The 21,393-nt window shown below is 65.5% G+C and carries 20 protein-coding genes; 11 read left to right on the forward strand and 9 right to left on the reverse strand.

Annotated features, from left to right (window positions below):
* Positions 1–28 precede the first annotated feature (28 nt).
* The gene (locus IY145_RS22265; protein WP_196410194.1) at positions 29–976 is read right to left on the reverse strand and encodes an aspartate carbamoyltransferase catalytic subunit; all 948 of its coding nucleotides are present in this window, start codon (positions 974–976) and stop codon (positions 29–31) included.
* 180 nt (positions 977–1,156) lie between these two features.
* On the opposite strand from IY145_RS22265, the gene IY145_RS22270 reads away from it, so the two are divergent.
* The 6 genes from IY145_RS22270 (at position 1,157) to nadC (ending at position 6,465) form a co-directional block, all read left to right on the forward strand.
* Positions 1,157–1,648 (forward strand): SH3 domain-containing protein, encoded by a 492-nt coding sequence (locus tag IY145_RS22270; RefSeq protein WP_196410195.1) that lies wholly within the window; start codon positions 1,157–1,159, stop codon positions 1,646–1,648.
* 143 nt (positions 1,649–1,791) lie between these two features.
* Positions 1,792–2,022, forward strand: coding sequence for an SH3 domain-containing protein (locus IY145_RS22275; RefSeq protein WP_246722152.1), 231 nt, complete (start codon positions 1,792–1,794; stop codon positions 2,020–2,022).
* Between the two features lie 246 nt (positions 2,023–2,268).
* Positions 2,269–3,360, forward strand: a complete 1,092-nt coding sequence (gene nadA, locus IY145_RS22280) for a quinolinate synthase NadA (protein ID WP_196410196.1) — start codon at positions 2,269–2,271, stop codon at positions 3,358–3,360.
* A gap of 51 nt (positions 3,361–3,411) precedes the next feature.
* Positions 3,412–4,047 carry a DUF4202 domain-containing protein gene (locus tag IY145_RS22285; RefSeq protein WP_196410197.1) on the forward strand — a complete coding sequence of 212 codons (636 nt, stop codon included), beginning with the start codon at positions 3,412–3,414 and terminating at the stop codon, positions 4,045–4,047.
* Between the two features lie 34 nt (positions 4,048–4,081).
* Positions 4,082–5,608 carry an L-aspartate oxidase gene (locus IY145_RS22290; protein WP_196410198.1) on the forward strand — a complete coding sequence of 509 codons (1,527 nt, stop codon included), beginning with the start codon at positions 4,082–4,084 and terminating at the stop codon, positions 5,606–5,608.
* Complete coding sequence (gene nadC, locus IY145_RS22295; RefSeq protein WP_196410199.1) at positions 5,605–6,465, forward strand: carboxylating nicotinate-nucleotide diphosphorylase; 861 nt, start codon at positions 5,605–5,607, stop codon at positions 6,463–6,465. The genes IY145_RS22290 and nadC overlap by 4 nt, the downstream gene beginning before the upstream one ends.
* Positions 6,466–6,479: 14 nt before the next feature.
* On the opposite strand, the gene IY145_RS22300 is transcribed toward nadC, so the two are convergent.
* Complete coding sequence (locus IY145_RS22300) at positions 6,480–7,334, reverse strand: ChbG/HpnK family deacetylase (protein ID WP_196410200.1); 855 nt, start codon at positions 7,332–7,334, stop codon at positions 6,480–6,482.
* 91 nt (positions 7,335–7,425) lie between these two features.
* Here IY145_RS22300 and IY145_RS22305 point away from each other — a divergent pair, with 91 nt between their 5' ends.
* Both IY145_RS22305 and murJ read left to right on the forward strand, forming a co-directional pair.
* A complete protein-coding gene (locus tag IY145_RS22305) occupies positions 7,426–8,385 on the forward strand; it encodes a glycosyltransferase family 2 protein (protein WP_196410201.1) in 960 nt (319 codons plus the stop codon).
* A 316-nt stretch (positions 8,386–8,701) separates the two neighbouring features.
* The gene (gene murJ / locus IY145_RS22310) at positions 8,702–10,249 is read left to right on the forward strand and encodes a murein biosynthesis integral membrane protein MurJ (protein WP_196410202.1); all 1,548 of its coding nucleotides are present in this window, start codon (positions 8,702–8,704) and stop codon (positions 10,247–10,249) included.
* 127 nt (positions 10,250–10,376) lie between these two features.
* Here the strand turns inward: murJ and IY145_RS22315 are convergent, their stop codons facing one another.
* Together IY145_RS22315 and IY145_RS22320 are read right to left on the reverse strand one after the other, a co-directional pair.
* Positions 10,377–10,787, reverse strand: coding sequence for a DUF2267 domain-containing protein (locus tag IY145_RS22315; RefSeq protein WP_196410203.1), 411 nt, complete (start codon positions 10,785–10,787; stop codon positions 10,377–10,379).
* A gap of 71 nt (positions 10,788–10,858) precedes the next feature.
* On the reverse strand, positions 10,859–12,091 hold the full coding sequence (locus IY145_RS22320; RefSeq protein WP_196410204.1) for an aspartate kinase: 1,233 nt from the start codon (positions 12,089–12,091) through the stop codon (positions 10,859–10,861).
* Positions 12,092–12,384: 293 nt separating this feature from the next.
* On the opposite strand from IY145_RS22320, the gene ubiG reads away from it, so the two are divergent.
* Together ubiG and IY145_RS22330 are read left to right on the forward strand one after the other, a co-directional pair.
* On the forward strand, positions 12,385–13,158 hold the full coding sequence (gene ubiG / locus IY145_RS22325; protein WP_196410205.1) for a bifunctional 2-polyprenyl-6-hydroxyphenol methylase/3-demethylubiquinol 3-O-methyltransferase UbiG: 774 nt from the start codon (positions 12,385–12,387) through the stop codon (positions 13,156–13,158).
* 226 nt (positions 13,159–13,384) lie between these two features.
* Entirely contained in the window at positions 13,385–14,890 is a 1,506-nt protein-coding gene (locus IY145_RS22330; protein WP_196410206.1) for a methyltransferase domain-containing protein, read from the forward strand.
* Here the strand turns inward: IY145_RS22330 and IY145_RS22335 are convergent.
* On the reverse strand, positions 14,885–15,304 hold the full coding sequence (locus IY145_RS22335) for a hypothetical protein (RefSeq protein WP_196410207.1): 420 nt from the start codon (positions 15,302–15,304) through the stop codon (positions 14,885–14,887). The two genes, IY145_RS22330 and IY145_RS22335, sit on opposite strands and share 6 nt — an antisense overlap.
* A 126-nt stretch (positions 15,305–15,430) precedes the next feature.
* Here IY145_RS22335 and IY145_RS22340 point away from each other — a divergent pair, with 126 nt between their 5' ends.
* The gene (locus tag IY145_RS22340; RefSeq protein ID WP_196410208.1) at positions 15,431–16,372 is read left to right on the forward strand and encodes an invasion associated locus B family protein; all 942 of its coding nucleotides are present in this window, start codon (positions 15,431–15,433) and stop codon (positions 16,370–16,372) included.
* A 22-nt stretch (positions 16,373–16,394) separates the two neighbouring features.
* Here IY145_RS22340 and IY145_RS22345 read toward each other — a convergent pair whose 3' ends face one another.
* The 4 genes from IY145_RS22345 to IY145_RS22360 all read right to left on the reverse strand — a co-directional run bounded on the left by IY145_RS22345 (position 16,395) and on the right by IY145_RS22360 (position 21,382).
* Entirely contained in the window at positions 16,395–17,405 is a 1,011-nt protein-coding gene (locus IY145_RS22345) for a methyltransferase (protein WP_196410209.1), read from the reverse strand.
* A 104-nt stretch (positions 17,406–17,509) separates the two neighbouring features.
* Entirely contained in the window at positions 17,510–19,645 is a 2,136-nt protein-coding gene (gene ligA / locus IY145_RS22350; RefSeq protein WP_196410210.1) for an NAD-dependent DNA ligase LigA, read from the reverse strand.
* Between the two features lie 230 nt (positions 19,646–19,875).
* Positions 19,876–20,964 carry an S-methyl-5-thioribose-1-phosphate isomerase gene (gene mtnA, locus IY145_RS22355; protein ID WP_196410211.1) on the reverse strand — a complete coding sequence of 363 codons (1,089 nt, stop codon included), beginning with the start codon at positions 20,962–20,964 and terminating at the stop codon, positions 19,876–19,878.
* A gap of 127 nt (positions 20,965–21,091) precedes the next feature.
* Positions 21,092–21,382 (reverse strand): hypothetical protein, encoded by a 291-nt coding sequence (locus IY145_RS22360; RefSeq protein WP_196410212.1) that lies wholly within the window; start codon positions 21,380–21,382, stop codon positions 21,092–21,094.
* Positions 21,383–21,393: the final 11 nt, after the last annotated feature.

The following is a 21,393-nucleotide window of genomic DNA, read 5'->3' on the forward strand; positions in this document are numbered from 1 at the left end:
CCTCTGCGATCGACGAAACAAGCGCATACTACACATTCGGCAGATGCTGCGCGAGCGCCGCCAGCACCGCCATGCGGACGGCGACGCCCATTTCCACCTGATCTCGAATGAGCGAGCGGCTTCCATCCGCCACGCTCGAGTCGATCTCGACGCCGCGATTCATCGGCCCCGGATGCATGACGAGAGCATCTGGCGCGGCGAAGGCGAGCTTCTCCTCGTCGAGACCGAAGAAATGGAAATATTCGCGGCTGCTCGGCACGAAGGCGCCATTCATGCGCTCGCGCTGAAGCCGCAGCATCATCACAATATCCGCGCCGGCGAGCCCCGAGCGCATATCGTGGAACACTTCGACACCGAGCCGCGCGAGCGAATCGGGCGCGAGAGTCGAAGGCCCGACCGCGCGCAGCCGCGCGCCCAGCGCGCTCAAGAGAATGATGTTGGAGCGCGCGACGCGCGAATGCAGCACATCGCCGCAGATCGCCACGGTGAGCCCCTCGATGCGGCCCTTGTGGCGGCGGATCGTCAGCGCGTCGAGCAGCGCTTGCGTCGGATGCTCATGGGCCCCGTCGCCGGCGTTGACCACGGCGCAATCGACCTTGCGCGCCAGCAGATGCACGGCGCCGGCGCGAGCGTGGCGCACCACCAGAATATCCGGCCGCATGGCGTTGAGCGTCATCGCCGTGTCGAGCAGCGTCTCGCCCTTCTTCTCCGAGGAATTGGCGACCGACATGTTCATCACATCGGCGCCGAGCCTTTTGCCGGCGATCTCGAAGGAGGCCTGGGTCCGCGTCGAGGATTCGTAGAAGAGATTGACCTGCGTGCGGCCGCGCAGAGTCGCCCGCTTCTTCTCCACCTGGCGGGAGACCTCGATCGCCTCCTCGGCCATGTCGAGCAGAGTGCCGATGTCGATGCGCGACAGCCCCTCTATGCCGAGCAGATGGCGATGCGGGAAGGCGGGATGCGATTTTTGCGGCATGGCCGCCGTCTATAACAGTTTCTCGCGCGCTGGCCAGCCTCGCGCCATCATGGTTGAGGAATCCTCGAGACGATCCCTCGAAAGCGATGGCGGAACCAGAGGGGATGAAAAAGAGTTCTCGAATCTGCCCGACATAGAGAACGTCCTTTCCCACAATTCTTCGCGAAACAGGAGATCGCCATGCAACTCCGGCTCGGCTCGCCGCTCTTCGCGGCGGCTCTCTCCCTTAGCGCCGCCACGGCCATGGCGGCTCCCACGGTCGCCACGGATTTCTCCAATATGAGGTCAGGCCCCGGCGCGCGCTGGCCCGTCATCGCGCAAATCCCGGCCGGCGCCAAAATCCGGCTCGACAATTGCGGGCCGGGCTGGAAACACGATTGGTGCCAGATCCGCTACAAGGGCAAGCGCGGCTTCGTCGCCGCAAACACGCTGGAGCCGACGATGAAGAATGTCATTGTCGCCCCACTCGTCACCCGCGACATCACCGCCGTGCGCTCCGGCCCCGGCGAGAGCTGGAAAGTCGTCACCAAAATACCGCCCGGCCAGAAGGTGGTTTCCTCCGGCTGCCAGAAGGGTTGGATGACGAGCTGGTGCAAGGTCGCCTATGAGGGCAAGTCCGGCTATGTCGACCGCAATTATCTGAAGCGAAAAGGCGCTGTCTTCGCCCGATAAGCCCGTCTCCTTCCGCGACGCAAAGAGCCCGAGACCGCGAAATCCGGCTCGACAATTGCGGGCCGGGCTGGAAACACGATTGGTGCCAGATCCGCTACAAGGGCAAGCGCGGCTTCGTCGCCGCAAACACGCTGGAGCCGACGATGAAGAATGTCATTGTCGCCCCACTCGTCACCCGCGACATCACCGCCGTGCGCTCCGGCCCCGGCGAGAGCTGGAAAGTCGTCACCAAAATACCGCCCGGCCAGAAGGTGGTTTCCTCCGGCTGCCAGAAGGGTTGGATGACGAGCTGGTGCAAGGTCGCCTATGAGGGCAAGTCCGGCTATGTCGACCGCAATTATCTGAAGCGAAAAGGCGCTGTCTTCGCCCGATAAGCCCGTCTCCTTCCGCGACGCAAAGAGCCCGAGACCGCGGGGAGCGGCGCGGGCTCTTTTTGCGTCGGCGCGCATTTGACATATGCTCATCGGGAGCATATGTCTCGGAGCAACGGATCGGCGAGGGTTGCCGAAACGTCATATCGCTTCTAAGCTGAAAACCATTCTCCGTCGGGGGGCCCCGGTGGAGTTTTTGATTGGCCAACTTATGCTCGAATTGAGCATAAGTAAGTTCGGAGCAAGCCAATGGCCATCCCGTTCCAGACCGCCGACAAAGAGCGAGCGCCCGCTCCGGCTTTGGGCGCGCTCGAGGGCGCGGCGCAGCGCTTTCCGGTGCTGCCCATGCCCAATCTCGCCTGGAACAAGGAGGTCGAGTCCGCGACCGCCCATCTTTACGAACGGGTGGCGAAGGTCATGCCGGCGATCGAATGGGCGTTCCATGCGCCTTATGTGAAGGCGATCAACGAGCTGAAGCGGGAACGCAACGCCGTCATCCTCGCCCATAATTACCAGACGCCAGAAATCTATCACTGCGTCGCCGATTTCGTCGGCGACAGCCTGCAGCTCGCCAAGCTCGCCGCCTCCTCCGACGCCGAGATCATCGTGCAAGGCGGCGTGCATTTCATGGCCGAGACCTCGAAGATTCTGAGCCCCGAGAAAGTGGTGCTGATGCCCGATCTCGAGGCCGGCTGCTCGCTCGCCGCCTCGATCACGGCGGCCGATGTTCGCGCGCTGCGCGCCGAATATCCGGGCGTGCCGATCGTCGCCTATGTCAACACTTCGGCGGATGTGAAGGCCGAGGTCGACATTTGCTGCACCTCCTCCAATGCGCTGAAAGTCGTCGAGAGCCTCGGCTCCGACCGCGTCATCATGCTGCCGGATCGCTATCTCGCCGAGAATGTCGCTGCGCAGACCAAGGTGAAGATCATCGCGTGGCGCGGCGCCTGTGAGGTTCACGAGCGCTTCACGGCGGAAGAGCTCGAGACCTATCGCGCCGATAACCCCGGCGTGAAGATCATCGCCCATCCCGAGTGCCCGCGCGAAGTGGTGGAGATTTCCGATTTCGCCGGCTCGACGGCGGCGATGATCGATTATGTGCGCACGAAAAAGCCGGCGCGCGTGCTGCTCGTGACCGAATGCTCCATGGCCGACAATGTCGCCGCCGAGACGACGGGCACCGAGTTCATCCGCCCCTGCAATTTCTGCCCCCATATGAAGCGCATCACACTGCCGAAGATTCTCGATGCGCTGGTCCATATTCGCGAAGAGGTGACGGTCGATCCGCTGATCGCAGCGCGCGCGCGCGTCGCCGTGCAGCGGATGATCGATCTGGGGTGATGGACTCCCTTCTCGCGCTTGCGGGAGAAGGATTCTTCAAGGAGCGCGGCCATGACGGCTCGATACGAGGCTCTGATCGCAGCGATCGACGCCGCCAATGCCGATGATCCACGCCGCGTGACGATCGACGGCGCCGAGCGCGCTTTCGAGATCGTCTACGCCGAGCGCATGACGGCGCGCCTATCCGCGCTCTATCCCGAGGCTTCGGAGCTGCTGCAAATCGCGACGCGCGCGCAGCATTTACGGCGCTGGGATATTCCGCGCGAGAAATTCCCGCTCGGCCGCCACGGCTATAATGATTGGCGCAAAGAGTGCCGCGTGCATCACGCGCGCCTCGTCGGCGAGCTCATGCGCGCGCAGGGCTATGAGGAAGAAGAGATCGCCCATGTCGGCGCGATCATCCGCAAGGAGAAGCTGAAGAAGGACCGCGACTCCCAGGCGTTGGAGAATGTCGCGGCGATCGTCTTCCTCGAGCATTATTTCGACGACTTCCACGAGAAATACAAAGATTACGACGATGAGAAGATCGTCGACATTCTCGGCAAGACGCTGTGCAAAATGTCGCCCAAGGGCCATGGCGCCGCACTCGCCCTGCCCCTGCCGGAGCGCACGCGCACACTGGTGGCGGCGGCCATCGCCAAGGAGAGCGAGGCGCTCGCCAAGCTCGCAACCGTAGCGATCGACTAGTGGCCGGCGCGCCCCCTCGGGAGCTTTCACAGTGGTGACGCAGGATCCCATCCTCATCGTCGGCGGCGGCCTCGCCGGCCTCTTCTGCGCATTGAAGCTCGCGCCGCGTCGCGTCGTCGTACTGACGCCCGGCTCCATCGACGAAGGCGCCGCCTCCTTCTGGGCGCAGGGCGGCGTGGCGGCGGCGGTGCTCGACACGGATTCGCCGGAGCGACACGCCGAGGACACGCTGAAGGCCGGCGCCGGCATCGTCGATGCGGACATTGCGCTCGGCATGGCGCGCGAGGCGCGCGCGCGCATCGAAGACCTACTCTCCTATGGCGTGCCCTTCGATCGCGTCGACGGAAAATTCACGCCCTCGCGCGAGGCTGCGCATTCGGAGCGGCGCATCGTGCGCGTGAAGGGCGACACGGCCGGCCGCGCCATAATGGAGACGCTCGTCGCCGCCGTTCGCGGAACGCCGTCGATCGAATTATTGGAAGGTTTTTCCGCGCAGGAATTACTGACCCATGACGGCCGCGTCATCGGCCTGCGCGCACGCGGCCGCGATGGCCTGCTTCGCGATTTCCTCTCCCCCGCCGTAGTTCTGGCGACGGGCGGAATCGGCCATCTCTACCGCGTCACCACCAATCCGAACGAAGCGCGCGGCATCGGCCTCGCAATGGCGGCGCGCGCCGGAGCGCTCGTCGCCGATGCGGAATTCGTGCAATTCCACCCGACCGCCATCGACATTGGCGTCGATCCGGCGCCGCTCGCGACCGAATCGCTGCGCGGAGAAGGCGCGATCATCGTCGATCGCTCCGGCCGTCGCTTCATGGCGGAAATCGATCCGGCCGCCGAGCTCGCGCCGCGCGACATTGTCGCGCGCGGCGTCTTTGCCTCCATCGCGGCGGGAGGCGGCGCCTTTCTCGATGCGCGCACCACGGTTGGCGCGGAGTTCCCCGCGCGCTTTCCCACGGTCTATGCGAGCTGCATGGCCGGAGGCGTCGATCCCGTGACCGCGCCCATTCCGATCGCGCCCGCCGCGCATTATCACATGGGCGGCGTCGCGACCGACGCGCGCGGGCGAACGTCGCTCGCCGGCCTCTGGGCGGCCGGAGAAGTCGCCTCCACCGGCGTGCATGGAGCCAATCGCCTCGCCTCCAACTCCCTGCTCGAGGCGGTGGTGTTCGCGGCGCGCATCGCAAATGATATCGGCGAGCAGAATGTCCAGGCCATGCCCGCCCCTGCCCCGTCGCCCGACGCAGAGGACGCGCCCGAGCAAGGGCTCGTCGACGAGCTGCGCGATGTGATGGCGCGCGATGTCGGCGTCATCCGAGATGCGATCGGGCTCACGCGCGCGGCGCGGGCGATTCTGCGCATCGAATCCGCGACGCCCCACGCGCAATTGCGCAATATGGCGCTGACCGCTCTGCTGGTGACGAGCGCGGCGCTAGTGCGGCGCGAGAGTCGCGGCGCGCATTTCCGCTCCGATTTTCCGCAGGCGGAGGACGCTCTCGCGCATCGCTCCTATATGACCATGGCGCAAGCGCGCGCCATCGCAGAGGAGGCGCTGAAATGACGGCCGCCCCATGGACGCTCCCCGCTCCGCCCGTCGAAGATGTCGTGCGCGCCGCTCTCGCCGAGGATTTCGGCCGCGCCGGCGACATCACCACTCAGGCGACGATCCCCGAGACCGCCCGCGCCCGCGCTGTCATCGCCGCGCGCGAGGAGGGAATCGTCGCGGGCCTCGGCGTAGCGGCTTGCGCCTTTCGCCTCGTCGATCCTTCCGTCACCTTCACGGCTGCGACGCAGGATGGAGCGCGCATCGGCAAGGGCGATGTCCTTGCCCATATCGAAGGCCCCGCGCGCGCTATTCTCTCGGCCGAGCGTGTCGCGCTGAATTTTCTCGGCCGGCTCTGCGGTATTGCCTCGCTCACGGCGCGCTACGCCGAAAAAATCGCGCATACGAAAGCCAGGGTCTGCGACACGCGCAAAACGACGCCGCTGCTGCGCGCTTTCGAGAAATATGCGGTGCGTTGCGGCGGCGGCGCCAATCACCGCTTCGGCCTCGACGACGCGGTGCTGATCAAGGACAATCACATCGCCGTCGCCGGCGGCGTCGGCCCGGCGCTGCGTGCGGCAAAAGCCTTCGCCGGCCATATGGTGAAGATCGAAATAGAAGTCGACACGCTGGAGCAGCTCGAGGAAGTCCTCGCCGAAGGCGCCGATATCGTGCTGCTCGATAATATGGCCCCCGAGGCGCTGCGCGCCGCCGTCGCGCTGATCGGCGGACGCATGCTCGCCGAAGCGTCCGGCGGCGTCACGTTGGAGACGATCGCGGCTGTCGCGGAGACGGGCGTCGATCTCATCTCCGTCGGCGCGCTCACCCATTCGGCGCGGACGCTGGACCTCGGCCTGGACATAGAGATCGGCTGAGCTACGCGCAGGCGTCACACCTCGCGTCTCAGACGGGCGAGCGCGGCGCTGCGGTTCGTCATCACCTCCTCGAAGCGTGGCGAGAGGAGAAAGGCGAGCTCCTGCTCGCGCGTCACCGTCACCGGGTCTTGCGCGCGCAAATCCTCGTCGACGCGGCCGGGATGGCACATGACGAGATGACGCTCGCCCGGCGCGCGCAGATAGGCTTCGAAGCGGGCGGCGTAATCGCTATCCGGATCGAAATCGGAGAAGCCGGCGAAGCCCTCGTTGAGCAGAAAGCCGCGCGCGAGCGCCTCGTTGCGATAGCCGCGGCCGATGGCGCGGACGGCAAGAGCCTTGCGGAGGTCGGAGCCGCGAATGAAGATGCGATGCATTCTGTCGCCGGCGTCGCGCAGCCATATCTTCTCGCCCTGCAATCCGCGCTTCTCCAGCGCGTCGAACAGAGCGGAGCGCACGCCCGGCAGCGCATGGACATGCTGATGCCCGTCGAGATGGTCCGGCGCGCGGCCCATCACCGCATAGAAGCGGTCGATCTGACGATCGACCTCGGCGCGGATTTCGTCCATCGGCAGCTTGCCGCGCATGGCGGCGCGAATCACCTCACGCAGCGGCGGAAACACGCCGCCCGGCGCGAATTTCGGCATATTGGTGAGCGGGCGCCCGAGCGTCAGGTTGAAGTGGACGCCGATATCGGCGTCGTGGTTGCGGCGCGCCAGCTCCCGTCCCATGGCCGGCCAGCGCTCGGCGTTGGTCAGCGCCGAGACCGCCGAAAGGCGGCCGGCGTCCAGCGCCTCCAGAATGCCGAGGCTGACGCCCATGGAGAGCCCGTAATCGTCCGCGCAGAGCGCGATCGAACGTTGCGCCGTCATTCTTGGTTCCCTTCCCCGCCCCAGTTCTCGCGCTTGCGCATTTTCGCGCGCCCGCCTAGGTCTTGCCCGGTTCGAACCTATAAGGCGAGCGATGGACGATAAAGCCGAAAATCCGCCTCCGGAGATATCCGTAGCTATCCCTGTCTTCAATGAGGCGGCCAATCTCCGTCCGCTCGTCGCTAGGCTGAAGCCCGTGCTGGAGCGCTGCGCCGCCTCTTTCGAGATCGTCTTCGTCGACGACGGCTCCTCGGACGCGACGCTCGTGGGGCTACGCGAATTGCACGCCGAGGACGCCCGCGTCAAAGCCGTCTCCTTCAGCCGCAATTTCGGCAAGGAGATCGCCATAGCCGCCGCGCTGGACCACTCCCGCGGCGCGGCCGTGGTGCTGATGGACGCCGATCTGCAGCATCCGCCCGAGACGATCGCGCAATTCATCGCCAAATGGCGCGAGGGCTATAAAAACGTCTATGGCGTGCGCCGCGACCGCGCCGGCGAGCCGCTGCTGCGCACGCTCTTCGCCAATCTGTTCTACGGCCTGTTCGATCGTTTCGGCGAGACACCTTTGCCGCGCGGCGCCGGCGATTTTCGCCTGCTCGACCGCCAGGCGATCGACGCGCTCTCGCGCATGCGCGAGCGGGCGCGCTTCTCCAAAGGCCTCTTCGCCTGGATCGGCTTCAAATCGATCGGCGTGCCCTTCGAGGTGGAGGAGCGCGCCTCCGGCCGCTCCAAATTCAATTACGCCAAGCTCATCCGCTTCGCGCTCGACGGGCTCATGTCCTTCTCCTCCGTGCCGTTGAAGGTCTGGGCGGTGGTGGGAATCATCGTCTCGACCTTCGCGCTCGCCATGGCCGCCTATTATTTCTGGCGCACGGTGTTCTATGGCGTGGATGTCCCCGGCTACGCCTCGCTGATCGTCTCCATCGCCTTTCTCGGCGGAATGCAGCTGTTCTCGCTCGGCGTGCTCGGAGAGTATATCGCCCTCATTTTCGCCGAGGTGAAAGGACGTCCGCTCTATCTCGTCGCCGAGCGGGTGGGGGTGGAAGAACAATGACGATCCAGCACGCGCGCCTCACCTCCCTCTCGAGGGCTATTGAATGCACACATCCTCGCCCCCGCGACGTCATGGCCGGGCTTGTCCCGGCCATCCACGCCAGGACGCCGAGACGTCTCGAGAAGTTTGGCGCGACGCCGAAGCTCCGGCGGCGCCCGCCGTGGGATGAATCCGTCGATAGCGGGCGCTTTCCTCCGGTTTCTCAGCTGCTCGGCGTGGATGGCCGGGACAAGCCCGGCCATGACGGCCATAGCGTCTCGCGATGTGTGAATCCGATAGCCCTCGAGGGGAGTGTGTATCGCGGGCGCCGCCGCCGATGATTCGCAATCTCCTCTCCGTCGGCGGCTTCACGCTGCTCTCGCGCATCACGGGCTTTCTGCGCGATGTGATGCTGTCGGGCATTCTCGGCGCCGGGCTCGCGGCGGACGCTTTCTTCATCGCCTTTCGACTGCCCAATCATTTCCGCGCCATTTTCGGCGAAGGCGCCTTCAACGCCGCCTATGTCCCCTGCTATTCCAAGGCGCTCGAGCAGCAGGGAAAAGACTCGGCGAAAGAATTCTCGAGCGAGGTGTTCACGCTTCTGCTCGCTTCGCAGATTCTGCTGCTCATCCTCGCTTACGCCTTCATGCCGCAATTCGTCGCCCTGCTCGCGCCGGGCCTCGATGATCGGCCGGAGAAATTCGCGCTCGCCGTTTCGCTGACGCGCATCACCTTTCCCTATCTGCTCTGCATGACTCTGGTGACGCTGCATCAGGGCACGCTCAACGCCAATGGCCGTTTCGCCGCGCCCGCCTTCGCGCCCAATCTGCTCAATCTCTCCATGATGGCGGCGCTCGCCGTCGCATTCCTCTTTCCGAGCGCAGCCTTCGCCGCCGCCTGGGGCGTGACGATCTCCGGCGTGCTGCAGCTCGCTCTGCTGATGGCCAACGCCCGCATGATCGGCGTGATGGAAGGCTTCGCGCGGCCGCACTGGAAGCGCGTGCGCGAATTCTTCCTGATGCTGGGGCCGGCGGTGATCGGCTCCGCGAGTGGGCAAATCGCCATTTTCGCGGATACGATCATCGCGTCGATGTTGCCGGACGGCGGCGTCTCCTCGATCAATTACGCCGATCGCATCTATCAGCTGCCCAATGGCGTCATCGGCCTCGCGGCCGGCACTGTGTTGCTGCCGGAGATGAGCCGCCGCATCGCCGCCGGCGACGAGGACGGCGCCCAAGCGGCGCAAAATCGCGTGATGGCGCTGACCATCGCCCTGGCCGCGCCTTTCTTCATCGCCTTTGTGACGATCCCCGAGCTCATCATGAGCGGCGTCTTCCTGCGCGGCGCCTTCACCCATGCCGACGCCGCAGCCGCCGCCGATGTGCTAGCGGCCTATGGCGGCGGGCTGATGGCGCTGGTGCTGATCGCCTCGGCGCGCGCAAGCTTCCAAGCGCACGGCGACACCAAGACGCCGATGTATGTGGCGCTCGGCGCTGTCGTCGTGAATGTGGGGCTGAAGATCGCGCTCTATGAGCCCATGGGCGCGCCGGGCCTCGCGACGGCGACCTCCGTCGGCCTCTGGATCAATCTCGCGGCGCTGATCGGCCTCGCGCTGCATCGCGGGGCGATGCGCTTCGACGAGACGTTTCTGCGCGTCTCCATCGCGAGCCTTTGCGCCAGCGTTCCGCTGCTGGCGACGGCGATCTACGGCTATGGGCCGGCGATGGCGCTGGCGCGGCATCTCGGCCCGTTGCGCGACATTGTCGCGCTGCTGCTGCTCGGCGCGGCGGGAGCGCTCGTCTATGGGAGCGTTCTCGCCATCTGCCTGCGGGCATTCGGCCTGCGCCTGTCGCAACTGCGACGCTCCGCGCCTTCGCCGCGCTGAGCGCGCCCCCTCCCCAAACCCTCCCCCGCTATGCGGGAGAGGGGGCAGATTGCGCACTTCATCGAGATTTCGCGAAACGCCTGCCGCTTCCCTCTCCCGCGAAGCGGAGGAGGGTGAGGGCGCAAACTCACAAGAACTGGGAGAGACCCGGCACCGAATCGGTGATTTCCTTCAGCTTCTCCTTGCCGACCAACCCCTCGGCATGGGCGAAGAATTCCTTGGCCAGCGCCTGGCTCTGATCCATCGAGAGTCCGACGCTGGAGAGCCGTCCGGCGAGCGCCATCAGATCGCCCTTGGAGCCGCCGACGAGGCCGCCGAGCCCACCCAGCAAGCCGCCGAGCAGCCCGCCATCCGCCGCCGGAGCCGCCTCGGCCGCCGCGATCGCTTCCTCCGAGCCGGGTAGTCTGGCGATGAGATCGGCCGCCGGACCGTCCGGGAACTCCTTGCGGAAAAAGCCGAGCACATGGCCGGCGGCGAGCCTCGCCGTCTCGGGCTCGACGCCCAGCGCTGCGGAAATGCGGGCGATCAATTCATCCATGCTCGGCTCCTACTTTAAAAAAGCTGGGTCTCGACAATTACGCGGCGATTGCGACGAATTCGCAGCCGGCCTCACTCGGCGTCGAGGCCGTAGAGCGAGTGCAGCGTGCGCACCGCGAGCTCTGTATAGGCGGCGTCGATCAGCACGGAGAATTTGATCTCCGATGTGGTGATGGCGCGAATATTCACGCCCTTGTCGGCGAGCGCCTTGAAGGCGCGGGCGGCGACGCCGGCATGGCTGCGCATGCCTATGCCGATCGCCGAGACCTTGGCGACATCCTTGGCGCCCGTCAGCCCGGCGTAGCCGATCGAGGATCTGGCCTGCTCCAATATGGCGACGCAGCGCTCATATTCGGCCGCCGGCACGGTGAAGGTCATGTCGGTCGACGCATCTTCCGAGGCGACCTGCACGATCATGTCGACATTGACGCCGGCCTCGGCCAGCGGCACGAAGACCGCCGCCGCGACGCCCGGCTTGTCGGCGACGCGGCGAAGCGTGATCTGCGCCTCGTCGCGCGAGAAGGCGATGCCTGTCACGACCTGGGCTTCCACAATATCCTCCTCTTTGCAGATCAGCGTGCCGCTGTTGGGACGGGCCGGATCGTCGAAGGACGAGCGGACGAAGGTGCGGACCCCATGCACCATGGCCACCTCCACCGAGCGCACCTGCAGCACTTTGGCGCCGAGCGAGGCCATCTCCAGCATCTCCTCGAAGGCGATGCGCTCCATGCGCCGCGCCTTGGGAACGACACGCGGATCGGTGGTGTAGACGCCATCGACATCCGTATAAATGTCGCAGCGATCCGCCTCTATCGCCGCGGCGACGGCGACGGCGCTGGTGTCCGAGCCGCCGCGGCCGAGCGTGGTGATGCGGCCGCTCGGCTGGTGGATTCCCTGGAAACCGGCGATGACGGCGACCTCGCCACGATCGAAGCCGGCGCGCAAGGCGGAGCCGTCGATAGATTGGATGCGCGCCGAGCCATGAGCGTCGCTGGTCAGGATCGGAATCTGCCAGCCGAGCCAGGAGCGCGCGGACAGGCCGATATTCTGCAAGGCGATGGCCAGCAAGCCAGCGGTCACCTGCTCGCCGGAGGCGACGACCGCGTCATATTCTCGCTGGTCGTGCAGAGCGGAGGCGTTCTTGCACCAGGCGACTAGTTCATTGGTCTTGCCGGACATGGCCGAGACCACGACGGCGACCTTGTATCCCGCCTCCACCTCGCGCTTCACATGGAGCGCGACATTGCGGATGCGCTCCACATTGGCGACCGAGGTGCCGCCGAATTTCATCACCAGACGAGCCATGACCGACCTAGATTAGAAACACGGGCCCGGCTCGGGCGAGCCGGATGGCCGCTCGCATCCGACCAAAAGCGGGCGTATATGTGACGCCCCCGCCGCCGGTGTCAACGCCGCGACGGGGTTCCGCGTGCTTCGAGACGCCCGCTACGCGGGCTCCTCAGCATGAGGAGCGCCACTGGTGAAGGGAGCAATCCTCTCCCTCATGCTGAGGAGGCTCCGAAGGAGCCGTCTCGAAGCGCGAGGGAGAGCTCCAGATCGCGAGAGCGGCCGCCGAGGCCGAACAAAAGAGGATCCGCGTGCCGCAGCATCATGACCGCCCCCATTCCGCCAGCGTCGATCCCGCCGACGTCGACCGTTTCGACCGGCTCGGCGAGCTGTGGTGGGACGCCACGGGCAAGATGGGCATTTTGCACGACATCAACCCGGTTCGCGTGAATTACATCCGCGATCTCGCCTGCCGGCATTTTCACGTCGATGGCGCGCCGCGGGACCGCCATGACGCGCAGCCGCTGGAAGGTCTGCGCCTCGTCGATATCGGCTGCGGTGGCGGCATATTGAGCGAATCGCTGGCCGAGCTCGGCGCAAAGGTCACGGCCGTCGATCCCGCCCCCAATAATATAGAGGTGGCGCGCCGCCATGCGGAGCGCTCCGGCCTCGACATCGCCTATCGCAACAGCACGGCCGAGGCGCTCGCGGAAGAAGGCGCGCGTTTCGATATCGTCGTCGCCATGGAGGTGCTGGAGCATGTCGAGGGACAGAGCGACTTCGTCGCCACGCTCGGCTCGCTGGTGGAGCCCGGCGGGCTGCTCTTCCTCGCCACCATAGACCGCACGCTGAAGAGCTATGCGCTCGCCATCTTCGGCGCCGAATATGTGCTGGGCTGGGTGCCGCGCGGCACGCATGATCACGACAAATTCGTGCGGCCGGGCGAATTGGCGACCTGGCTGCGCCGCGCCGGGCTGCGCGAGATCGATCGCGCCGGGATGAGTTTCCAGCCGCTGACGCGCAGCTGGCGCAAGAGCCACGACACCGATGTGAATTACATGATGGCGGCGAAAAAGGCCGGCTGACGGTTGCCCCCTCCCTCACCCTCCCCCGCTGCGCGGGAGAGGGAGACGGCGACGTTTCGCGAAACCTCGATGAAGCGCCTAATCTGCCTCCTCTCCCGCAGAGCGGGGGAGGGTTGGGGAGGGGGCGCGCGAACATCTTCACTTTCATCGACGCAGGCTGCGAGACCAGCCTGACGTCAGCTCGGCGCGGCAGACTATGTCCCGTTTGTTTCGGGAGCATAGCATCATGAGTCTGCATATTTCTCCGCCGTCTCCGCCGGACCTCGTCGACACGCTCGCGGTCTGGCGCGCGCGCTTTCCACGTTTCGCTGAAATGATCGACGCTGGCGAGTCACCGGTCAAAGCGTTGCGCTATCTCGGCCTGGGACTCTGGCAAGAAGGCGATGTGACCGGTGCCGTCGCCGCTCTGACGACCGCCGCCTCGCTGACGCCGGAAGACGCCGCCCTTCTCGCCGACCTCGGCGCTGTGCTCTGGCTCGACGGCCGCAAGGCGGATGCGCTGGCCTGTTTCATCGCCTCGATCGAACGCGATCCGAATCGCGTCCAGCCTTGGCTGACGGTCGCCGGCCTCTGCAATGAGATCGGCGAAATCACCACGGCCGAGCATGCCTATCGCGCGGCGCTGGACCTCGACCCAGCCTCCGCCGAAGCCGCGACGGGGCTCGGCCTCATCTGCCTCGAGAGCCGGCGCTATGACGAGGCGGTCGCGCTGTTGCGCGCCGCTTTGGAGCGCGGCGTCTCCACCCCGGCGCTCGACGCCTGCTATGGTCAGACTCTCTTCCTGATCGGCGAGTTCGCCGCCGCGCGCGCCGCATTCGAGCGCGCCGCCGAGGCCTTGCCCGATGAAGCGCCGATCATCCGCAAATATGCGCTCGCCGCATTCGTGGAAGCGGCCCTAGACGAAGCGCCCGAACAGGCCTTCGCCGCCTATCGCCGCGCGGCCGGCGTCCATGCGGAGAGCGACGATCGCATCGGCCGCTCGGTCTTTCAGGCGCTCTGCGGCTTCGGCCACAAGGCGGCGGCGATCCGCTTCGGCGAGGCGCTGCTGCGCGCAGCGCCCGAGGATCAGATCATCCCCTTCCATCTCGATGCGCTGCGCGGCAGGCGGCATGAGCGCGCCTCACGCGCCTATATCGCCGCCTGCTTCGACAAATATGCGCCGGACTTCGACCGCCATCTCGTCGAGACGCTGGGCTACCGGCTGCCGGAGACATTGCAGCCGCTGCTGGCAGCAACCGGACGCGCCTTCCCACGCATCCTCGACCTTGGATGCGGCACTGGCCTCGCCGCGAAAATGCTGGCCTCCTTCGGTGAGGAGATCATCGGCGTCGATCTCTCCCCCCGCATGCTGGACAAGGCGCGAGAGCGCCAAATCTATGCGCGGCTGATCGAGCAGGATATCGAAGAGTTCCTGCCCGGCTCCGGCGAGCGCTTCGATCTCGTCGTCGCGCTCGACATGGTCATCTATCTCGGCGACCTCGCGGCGCTGTTCGCCGGAGTGGGCGCGCGGCTCGTCCCCGGCGGCGTCTTCGCTTTCAGCTTCGAGACTGGCGCCGGAGCCGATTATGCGCTCGCGCCCGCGGGACGCTTCGCGCATGACCCGGCCTATATCGAAAAACTGTGGGAGAAGGATTTCGTCCCGCTCGTCTCACAGGCGACGACGATCCGCATCGAGGCCAACCGGCCGGTCGACGGAAGGCTGGTCCTGCTGCGGCGGCGCGAAGCTCTATAATTCGTCGAGCGCCGCCTTCGCCTGCTTCAGCAGCGCGTCGGCGGCGATGATCTTGTCCTTGTCGGGATCATGGGCGATCGCGTCGAAATCCTTGGCGAGCGCGGCGCTGAAGGCCAGCGCCGCGATCTTCTCGCGGGGATCGCTCGACCATTTGATGGCGAGCTGCGCATCGCGGCCGCCGATCGCCGCGGCGAGCTCGGGCGACAGCTCCGCGCTGGGATCGCGCTCCGAGAAACGTATGTCGAAGCCGGCGTCCTCGCCGTCGAATGTGCAGGGCAGATAGCCCTCGACGGCGAAGGGGACGTAGTCGTGATCCAGCGCGACGCCGATCTTGGTCGCGTCGATCGCCTTTTGATGAGCGGCGCGGTTCGGCAGCTTGCCGCGCTCGATATAGAGAATATGCCGTCTGGCCATGGAAACATCTCGTCTCGCGCGCGTCTGCCGCGCGCCCGCGCCAAGCAGGAAACATTCCACTGCGGCGACCATCGGACGCGCCGCCGCCACTGGTTCGCCACAGGCTCGGACGATAAACTCGGCTCTATGATTCGCCCAGCTTTCCTTCCCCTCCTTCTCGCCGCCGGCCTCGGCCTCACTGTCGCGGCGCCGGCCCTCGCGAAAGAAAAGCCGGCGGCCGAGGATGCGGCCTCCGACGCCAAGGCCGACAAGAAGAAGCCCGCCAAGCCGGACGCCAAGAATGCCGAGGCGGCCAAGAAAACAGAGGCGACCAAGAAAACCGAGACGGCCAAGCCCGGCGAAGCAAAAAAGCCCGAGGCTTCCAAGAAACCCGCAGACGCGAAGAAGACCGCCGAGGCGAAAAAGCCTGCAGAAGCCAAGAAGCCTGGAGAAGCCAAGAAGCCTGCAGATGCGGAGGACTCCGCCGAGCCGGAACAAAAGAGCGCCAAGGACAAGAACGGCAAAGACAAGAACGGCAAGGCCGCCAAGGACAAAGGCGTCAAAGACGCCAAGAGCCAGGACGTCAAAAGCCAGGACGTCAGGACCGGCAAGGACAAGCCCGCCGAGAAGGACAAAGCCGTCGCCAAGACGCCGACCGCCATCGGCTCCTATGGCGATTGGAACGCCATGACCGCGCATGGGCAGGGCAAGGACAAGACCTGCTATGCGCTCGCCGAGCCGAAGGACCGCCAGCCCGCGAAACTGCAACGCGACAAAGCCTATGTCTTCATCTCGACGCGGCCGGCCGAGGCCGTGCGCAACGAGGTGGCGATCATCCTCGGCTTCGCCTCCAAGGACGGCGGCGCCGCCAGCGCCGACATAGACGGCGATAATTTCGAGCTCGTCACCAAAGGCGCCAACGCCTGGGTGAAGAATCCGGCGAAGGAGAAGGAGTTCGTCGAGGCGCTGAAGAACGGCTCGAAGCTCGTCATCAAGGCGCCCTCCGCCAAAGGCAATGTGACGACCGACACTTATTCGCTGAAGGGCCTCTCCGACGCGCTCGGCCGCGTGCAGAAGGAATGCCCGTAGCGACGCGAAACGCTCGCGCGCCTCACTTCACGGCGATGACCATCGAATCCGGCCCGAGCAAATGCTCGACGCGCGTCTGCGAGAAGCCGGCCTCGCGCATCCAGCCCTGGCAATCCGCACCGGTGTAATCGAAGCCGCCGGGCGTCTCGATCAGCATATTGAGGCTCATCAGCAGGCCGAAGGCGTTGGTCTTGCGCTCATCGTCGATGAGCGCCTCATAGACGATGAGCGCTCCGCCTTTCGGAAGCGCGTCATAGGCCTTGGCCAGCAGAATGCGCTTCTGCTCGAGATTCCAATCGTGGAGGATGTGCCCCATGACGATGACGTCGACCTTGGGCAGATCGTCCGCGAAGAAATCGCCGGGATAGAAGCGCAGCCGATCGGAGAGGCCGTTCTGCGCGATGAAATCCTCGAAGATCGACTTCACCTGCGGCAGATCGAAACCGCCGCCGGTCAGATGCGGATGAGCGCGTGCGACGGTCGCCGGGACCATGCCCTGCGCCACGCCGACATCGGCGAAACTCTTATAATCCTTCCACGGGAATTTCGCGGCGATGGCCTGCGCCGGCCCGGCGCTGATGCCGCTCATCGCGGTGAGGAAGCTGCGCAGACGATCGGGATCGGCATAGAGGGCGCCGAAGAAATCCTTGTCGCCGGCGCTCTCGCTCTGCGCTTTTCCGGTGCGCAACGCCTCGGTGAGGCGGTTCCAGCTCGCGAACAAGCGCAGATTGGACATTTCCAATATTTGCCCGACATAGCTCGGCTTGGCGCGATCGAGGAAGAGGTCCGCCTCCGCCGTATTACGATAGAGGCCGTTGTCGCGCTCGAGCATTCCGAGCGCGACCAGCGCGTCGAAGAAGTCGAGCGCCGAGCGCTCATGCAGGCCGAGGCGGGCGCGCAGCGTCTGCGCATCCGCAGGCCCTCCCGCCAGCACGGTGAAAAGGCCGAGCTCGACGGCCGAGAGCAGGGCCTTGGAATTCCAGAAGCCGAGACCGAGACCGAGGATTTTTTCCGGAGAGAGTTCGCTCGTCATCTTTGTCCTCACATAGAGATCAAACTGGAATCTCGACGCGCGCCCTACTTTGAAAATGGCGGGGCGATCTTACCATTTCGCGCAGCGCCGGTCGACTTCGCCCCCTACTGCCCCGTTCGAGAAAACCATTCCTCTTCGCTGATGACCTCGACCCCGAGCTCCTTGGCCTTTGTCAGCTTCGATCCCGCCCCCGGCCCCGCGACGACGAGATCGGTCTTCTTCGACACGGAGCCCGAAATCTTCGCGCCGAAACGCTCGGCCTGCGCCTTGGCCTCTTCGCGCGTCAGCCGCTCCAGCGCGCCGGTGAACACCACCGTCTTGCCGGCGACGGGCGAGGCGCTCTCGATCTGCGGCAAGGGCTCCAGCGTCACATGCTCCAAAAGCGCATCGATCTCGCGCTCATTATGCGGCTCGGCGAAAAAGTCGTAGAGCGCCTCGGCGACGACGCCGCCTATGCCTTCGATCGACTCGATGCGCTCGCGCGCTTCGCTCTCCGGCGCAGCCTCGCGCGCTGTGTCACGCAGGCTGGCGAAATCGACGAAATGCCGTGCGAGGCGCTTGGCGTTGGTCTCGCCGACATGGCGTATGCCGAGCGCGAAGAGAAAGCGATTGATCGGCACGCTGCGCCGCGCGTCGATCGCGGCGAAGAGATTGCGCACCGAGGTCTCGCCATAGCCCTCGCGGTTCTCGAGCTTGGTCAGGCTCGCTCTGTTTCGTTCGGCCAGCGTGAAAATTTCGGAAGCCGTGCGAATGAGCCCTTCCTCGAAGAAAGCCTCGATCTGCTTGTCGCCGAGCCCTTCTATGTCCATTGCGTTGCGCGAGGCGAAATGCTTCAGCCTCTCGATCGCCTGCGCCGGACAGACGAGCGAGCCCGTGCAGCGGCGCACGACATCGGCCTCGCCTGTCTTCTCGTCGATCTCGCGCACGGCCGCCGAGCCGCAGGCCGGGCACACATGGGGAAACTCGTAAGGCTTCTCGCCGCGTGGCTTATCGACGACGACCTCGACGATCTGCGGAATGACGTCGCCGGCGCGCTGCACGACGACCGTGTCGCCGACGCGAATATCTTTGCGCGCGATCTCGTCCTCATTGTGCAGCGTGGCGTTGGAGACGACGACGCCGCCGACCGTCACCGGCTCCAGCCGTGCGATCGGCGTCAGCGCGCCGGTGCGGCCGACATTTATGTCTATGCCGCGCACGATGGTCTTCGCCTGCTCGGCCGGGAATTTATGCGCCACCGCCCAGCGCGGCGCGCGCGAGACGAAGCCCAGACGAATTTGCAAGCCGATATCGTCCACCTTGTAGACGACGCCGTCTATGTCATAGCCGAGCGTCGCGCGGCGCGCTTCTATGTCACGAAAATGCGCGAGCATCTCCTCGGCGCCGGCGCAAATTTGGGTCAGCGGATTGGTCGGCAGGCCGAAGCTCGCCAAGGCCTGCACCATGCCATATTGCGTATCGGAAGGCATGACGCTGACCTCGCCCCAACTATAGGCGAAGAAACGCAATGGCCGGCTCGCGGTCACATTGGGATCGAGCTGGCGCAAAGAGCCCGCGGCCGAATTGCGCGGATTGGCGAAGAGCGGCTTGTTTGCGGCCGCCTGTCTTTCATTGAGCGCGAAGAAATCCTCGCGCCGCATATAGACTTCGCCACGCGCCTCCAGCACATCGGGCCAGACCTCGCCGCGCAGGCGCTGCGGGATTTCCTCGAGCGTGCGAATATTGGCGGTGATGTCCTCGCCCTCATAGCCGTCGCCGCGCGTCGCGGCGGAGACGAGCACGCCTTTCTCGTAACGTAGCGAGCAGGAGAGGCCGTCGATTTTCGGCTCGGCGGTGAAGAGCAGCGGCGCCTCGTCCGAAAAGCCCAAGAATCGCCGCACGCGCGCGACGAATTCATGGACCTCCTCGTCCGAAAATACATTGCCGAGCGAGAGCATCGGCACGACATGTTTTATTTTTGCGAATTTCTCCGTCGGAGCGGCGCCGACCTTCTTCGTCAGCGATGCGTCGGAGGAAAGCTCGGGAAAGGCTTTTTCCAGCGCCTCATAGCGCTGGCGCAGCGCGTCATATTCGGCGTCTGTGACGCTCGGCGCGTCTTCCTGATAGTAGCGGCGATCATGCTCGGCGATCTCTTCCGCGAGCCGTGAATGTTCGAGCTTCGCCCGCCGCGGCGAGAGATCTTCGATCGGCGTGGGCTTTCTCTCGCCGCGCTTGCGGGAAGGAGCGTCATCAGAGGCCATGACAACATCCGAGCATCAAAAACCAGCGCGCGCCCCTTCTCCCTCCTGCGGGAGAAGGTGGCCCGACGAAGTCGGGTCGGATGAGGGCTCGCGCCACTTCAGCCGTTTACGATTATTTGCGCGATGACGCAAAGCAGTCGAGATTCGGATATTCGCGGCGCCCCCTCATCCGACCTCGCTTCGCGGGGCCACCTTCTCCTGCACGCGGGAGAAGGAGTCGCGCACCACGATCACGCCAAATCCGGGAACAATCCGCGTAGTCCCGCCTCGCTCGCCGCGCACACCCCGCGTTCGGTGATCAGTGCGCCGACGAGGCGCGCAGGCGTCACGTCGAATGCGTAATTGGCGGCTCTCGAGCCTTTCGGCGTCACTTGTACGCGCGTCACCGCGCCATCCTCGGCGAGGCCGGAAATATGCGTCACTTCGGAAGCGTCGCGCTGCTCGATCGGAATTTCGGCCACGCCGTCGCGCATGCGCCAATCGATCGTCGAGCTCGGCAGAGCGACATAGAACGGCACGCCATTGTCATGGGCGGCCAAGGCCTTCAAATAGGTGCCGATCTTATTGCAGACATCGCCCGCGCGCGTCGTGCGGTCGCTGCCCACGATACAGAGATCGACGAGACCATGCTGCATCAAATGGCCGCCGGTGTTGTCGGCGATGACCGTATGGGGAATCCCCTCGCCTAAAAGCTCGAAGGCGGTGAGGCTCGCGCCTTGATTGCGCGGACGCGTCTCGTCGACCCATACATGCAGATCGACGCCGTCGCGGGCGGCCTTGTAGATGGGCGCCAGCGCCGTGCCCCAATCGACGGCCGCGAGCCAGCCGGCGTTGCAATGGGTGAGAATATTGACCGGCCGACCGCGGCGCTCCGTGGCGGCGGCGCAGATGAGCGCCGCGCCATGATCGCCGATCGCCTCGCAGCTGAGCGCGTCCTCGTCGGCGATCGCCCCGGCCTCGCCAAAGGCGAGCGCTGGCCGCTCGGAGGGGGCCGCGGCGAGGAGCAGACGGCGTAGCCGATCGAGCGCCCAGCGCAGATTGACCGCCGTCGGCCTTGCGTCGGCCAGCCGCGCATGGGCGGCCTCGATCGCCTCGTCGCTGGGATCGGCGGCGGCGGCGAGAGCGAGGCCATAAGCGCCGGTCACGCCGATGAGCGGCGCGCCGCGCACGACCATGGTCGCGATCGCCGCGACCGCATCGTCGAGCGAGGCGAGCCTCTTGGTCTCGAATCTATGGGGGAGCTTGGTCTGGTCGATCGCTTCGACGCTTCCGTCGGCGTTCTCCCAGATGGTGCGATAATGGCGTGAGTCGATGCGCATTGCGGCGGCGGGTCCGGCGGAGCTCTGCTCCACGCCTAGCCTATGGCCGCCGCCCTGTCGACCTTCCCTCGAAAACGAGCGGACGGCAGGGGCGCCGCCGTCCGATCGTTCCGGTCCGCCCTCGCGATCAGGCGGCTCGCTTCAGAGCCGCCGGGAAGAAAGCCCGCGCGCGGTCGAGAACTGCGGTCAGACCCTCATGAGCCTCGACCGGCTGCGGCGTGGCCCAAGTGCTGGCGACAATCGCCATTTGCGCGCGCAGGGAACGCTCGTTCCACCACCAGACGAGGAAGCACACGGCGCCGATGCCGAAGAGCGCGGTGAAGGGTTCGCCGGGGAGGAAAGACAGGTCGGGCGCGCATTCCTTGGCGTATTCGCAGGCGTCGGACCAGTCCTGAAACCAAGTCTTGATCGATTCCATAGTGACCTCGT

This window comes from Methylosinus sp. H3A, assembly GCF_015709455.1.
GTDB lineage: Bacteria > Pseudomonadota > Alphaproteobacteria > Rhizobiales > Beijerinckiaceae > Methylosinus.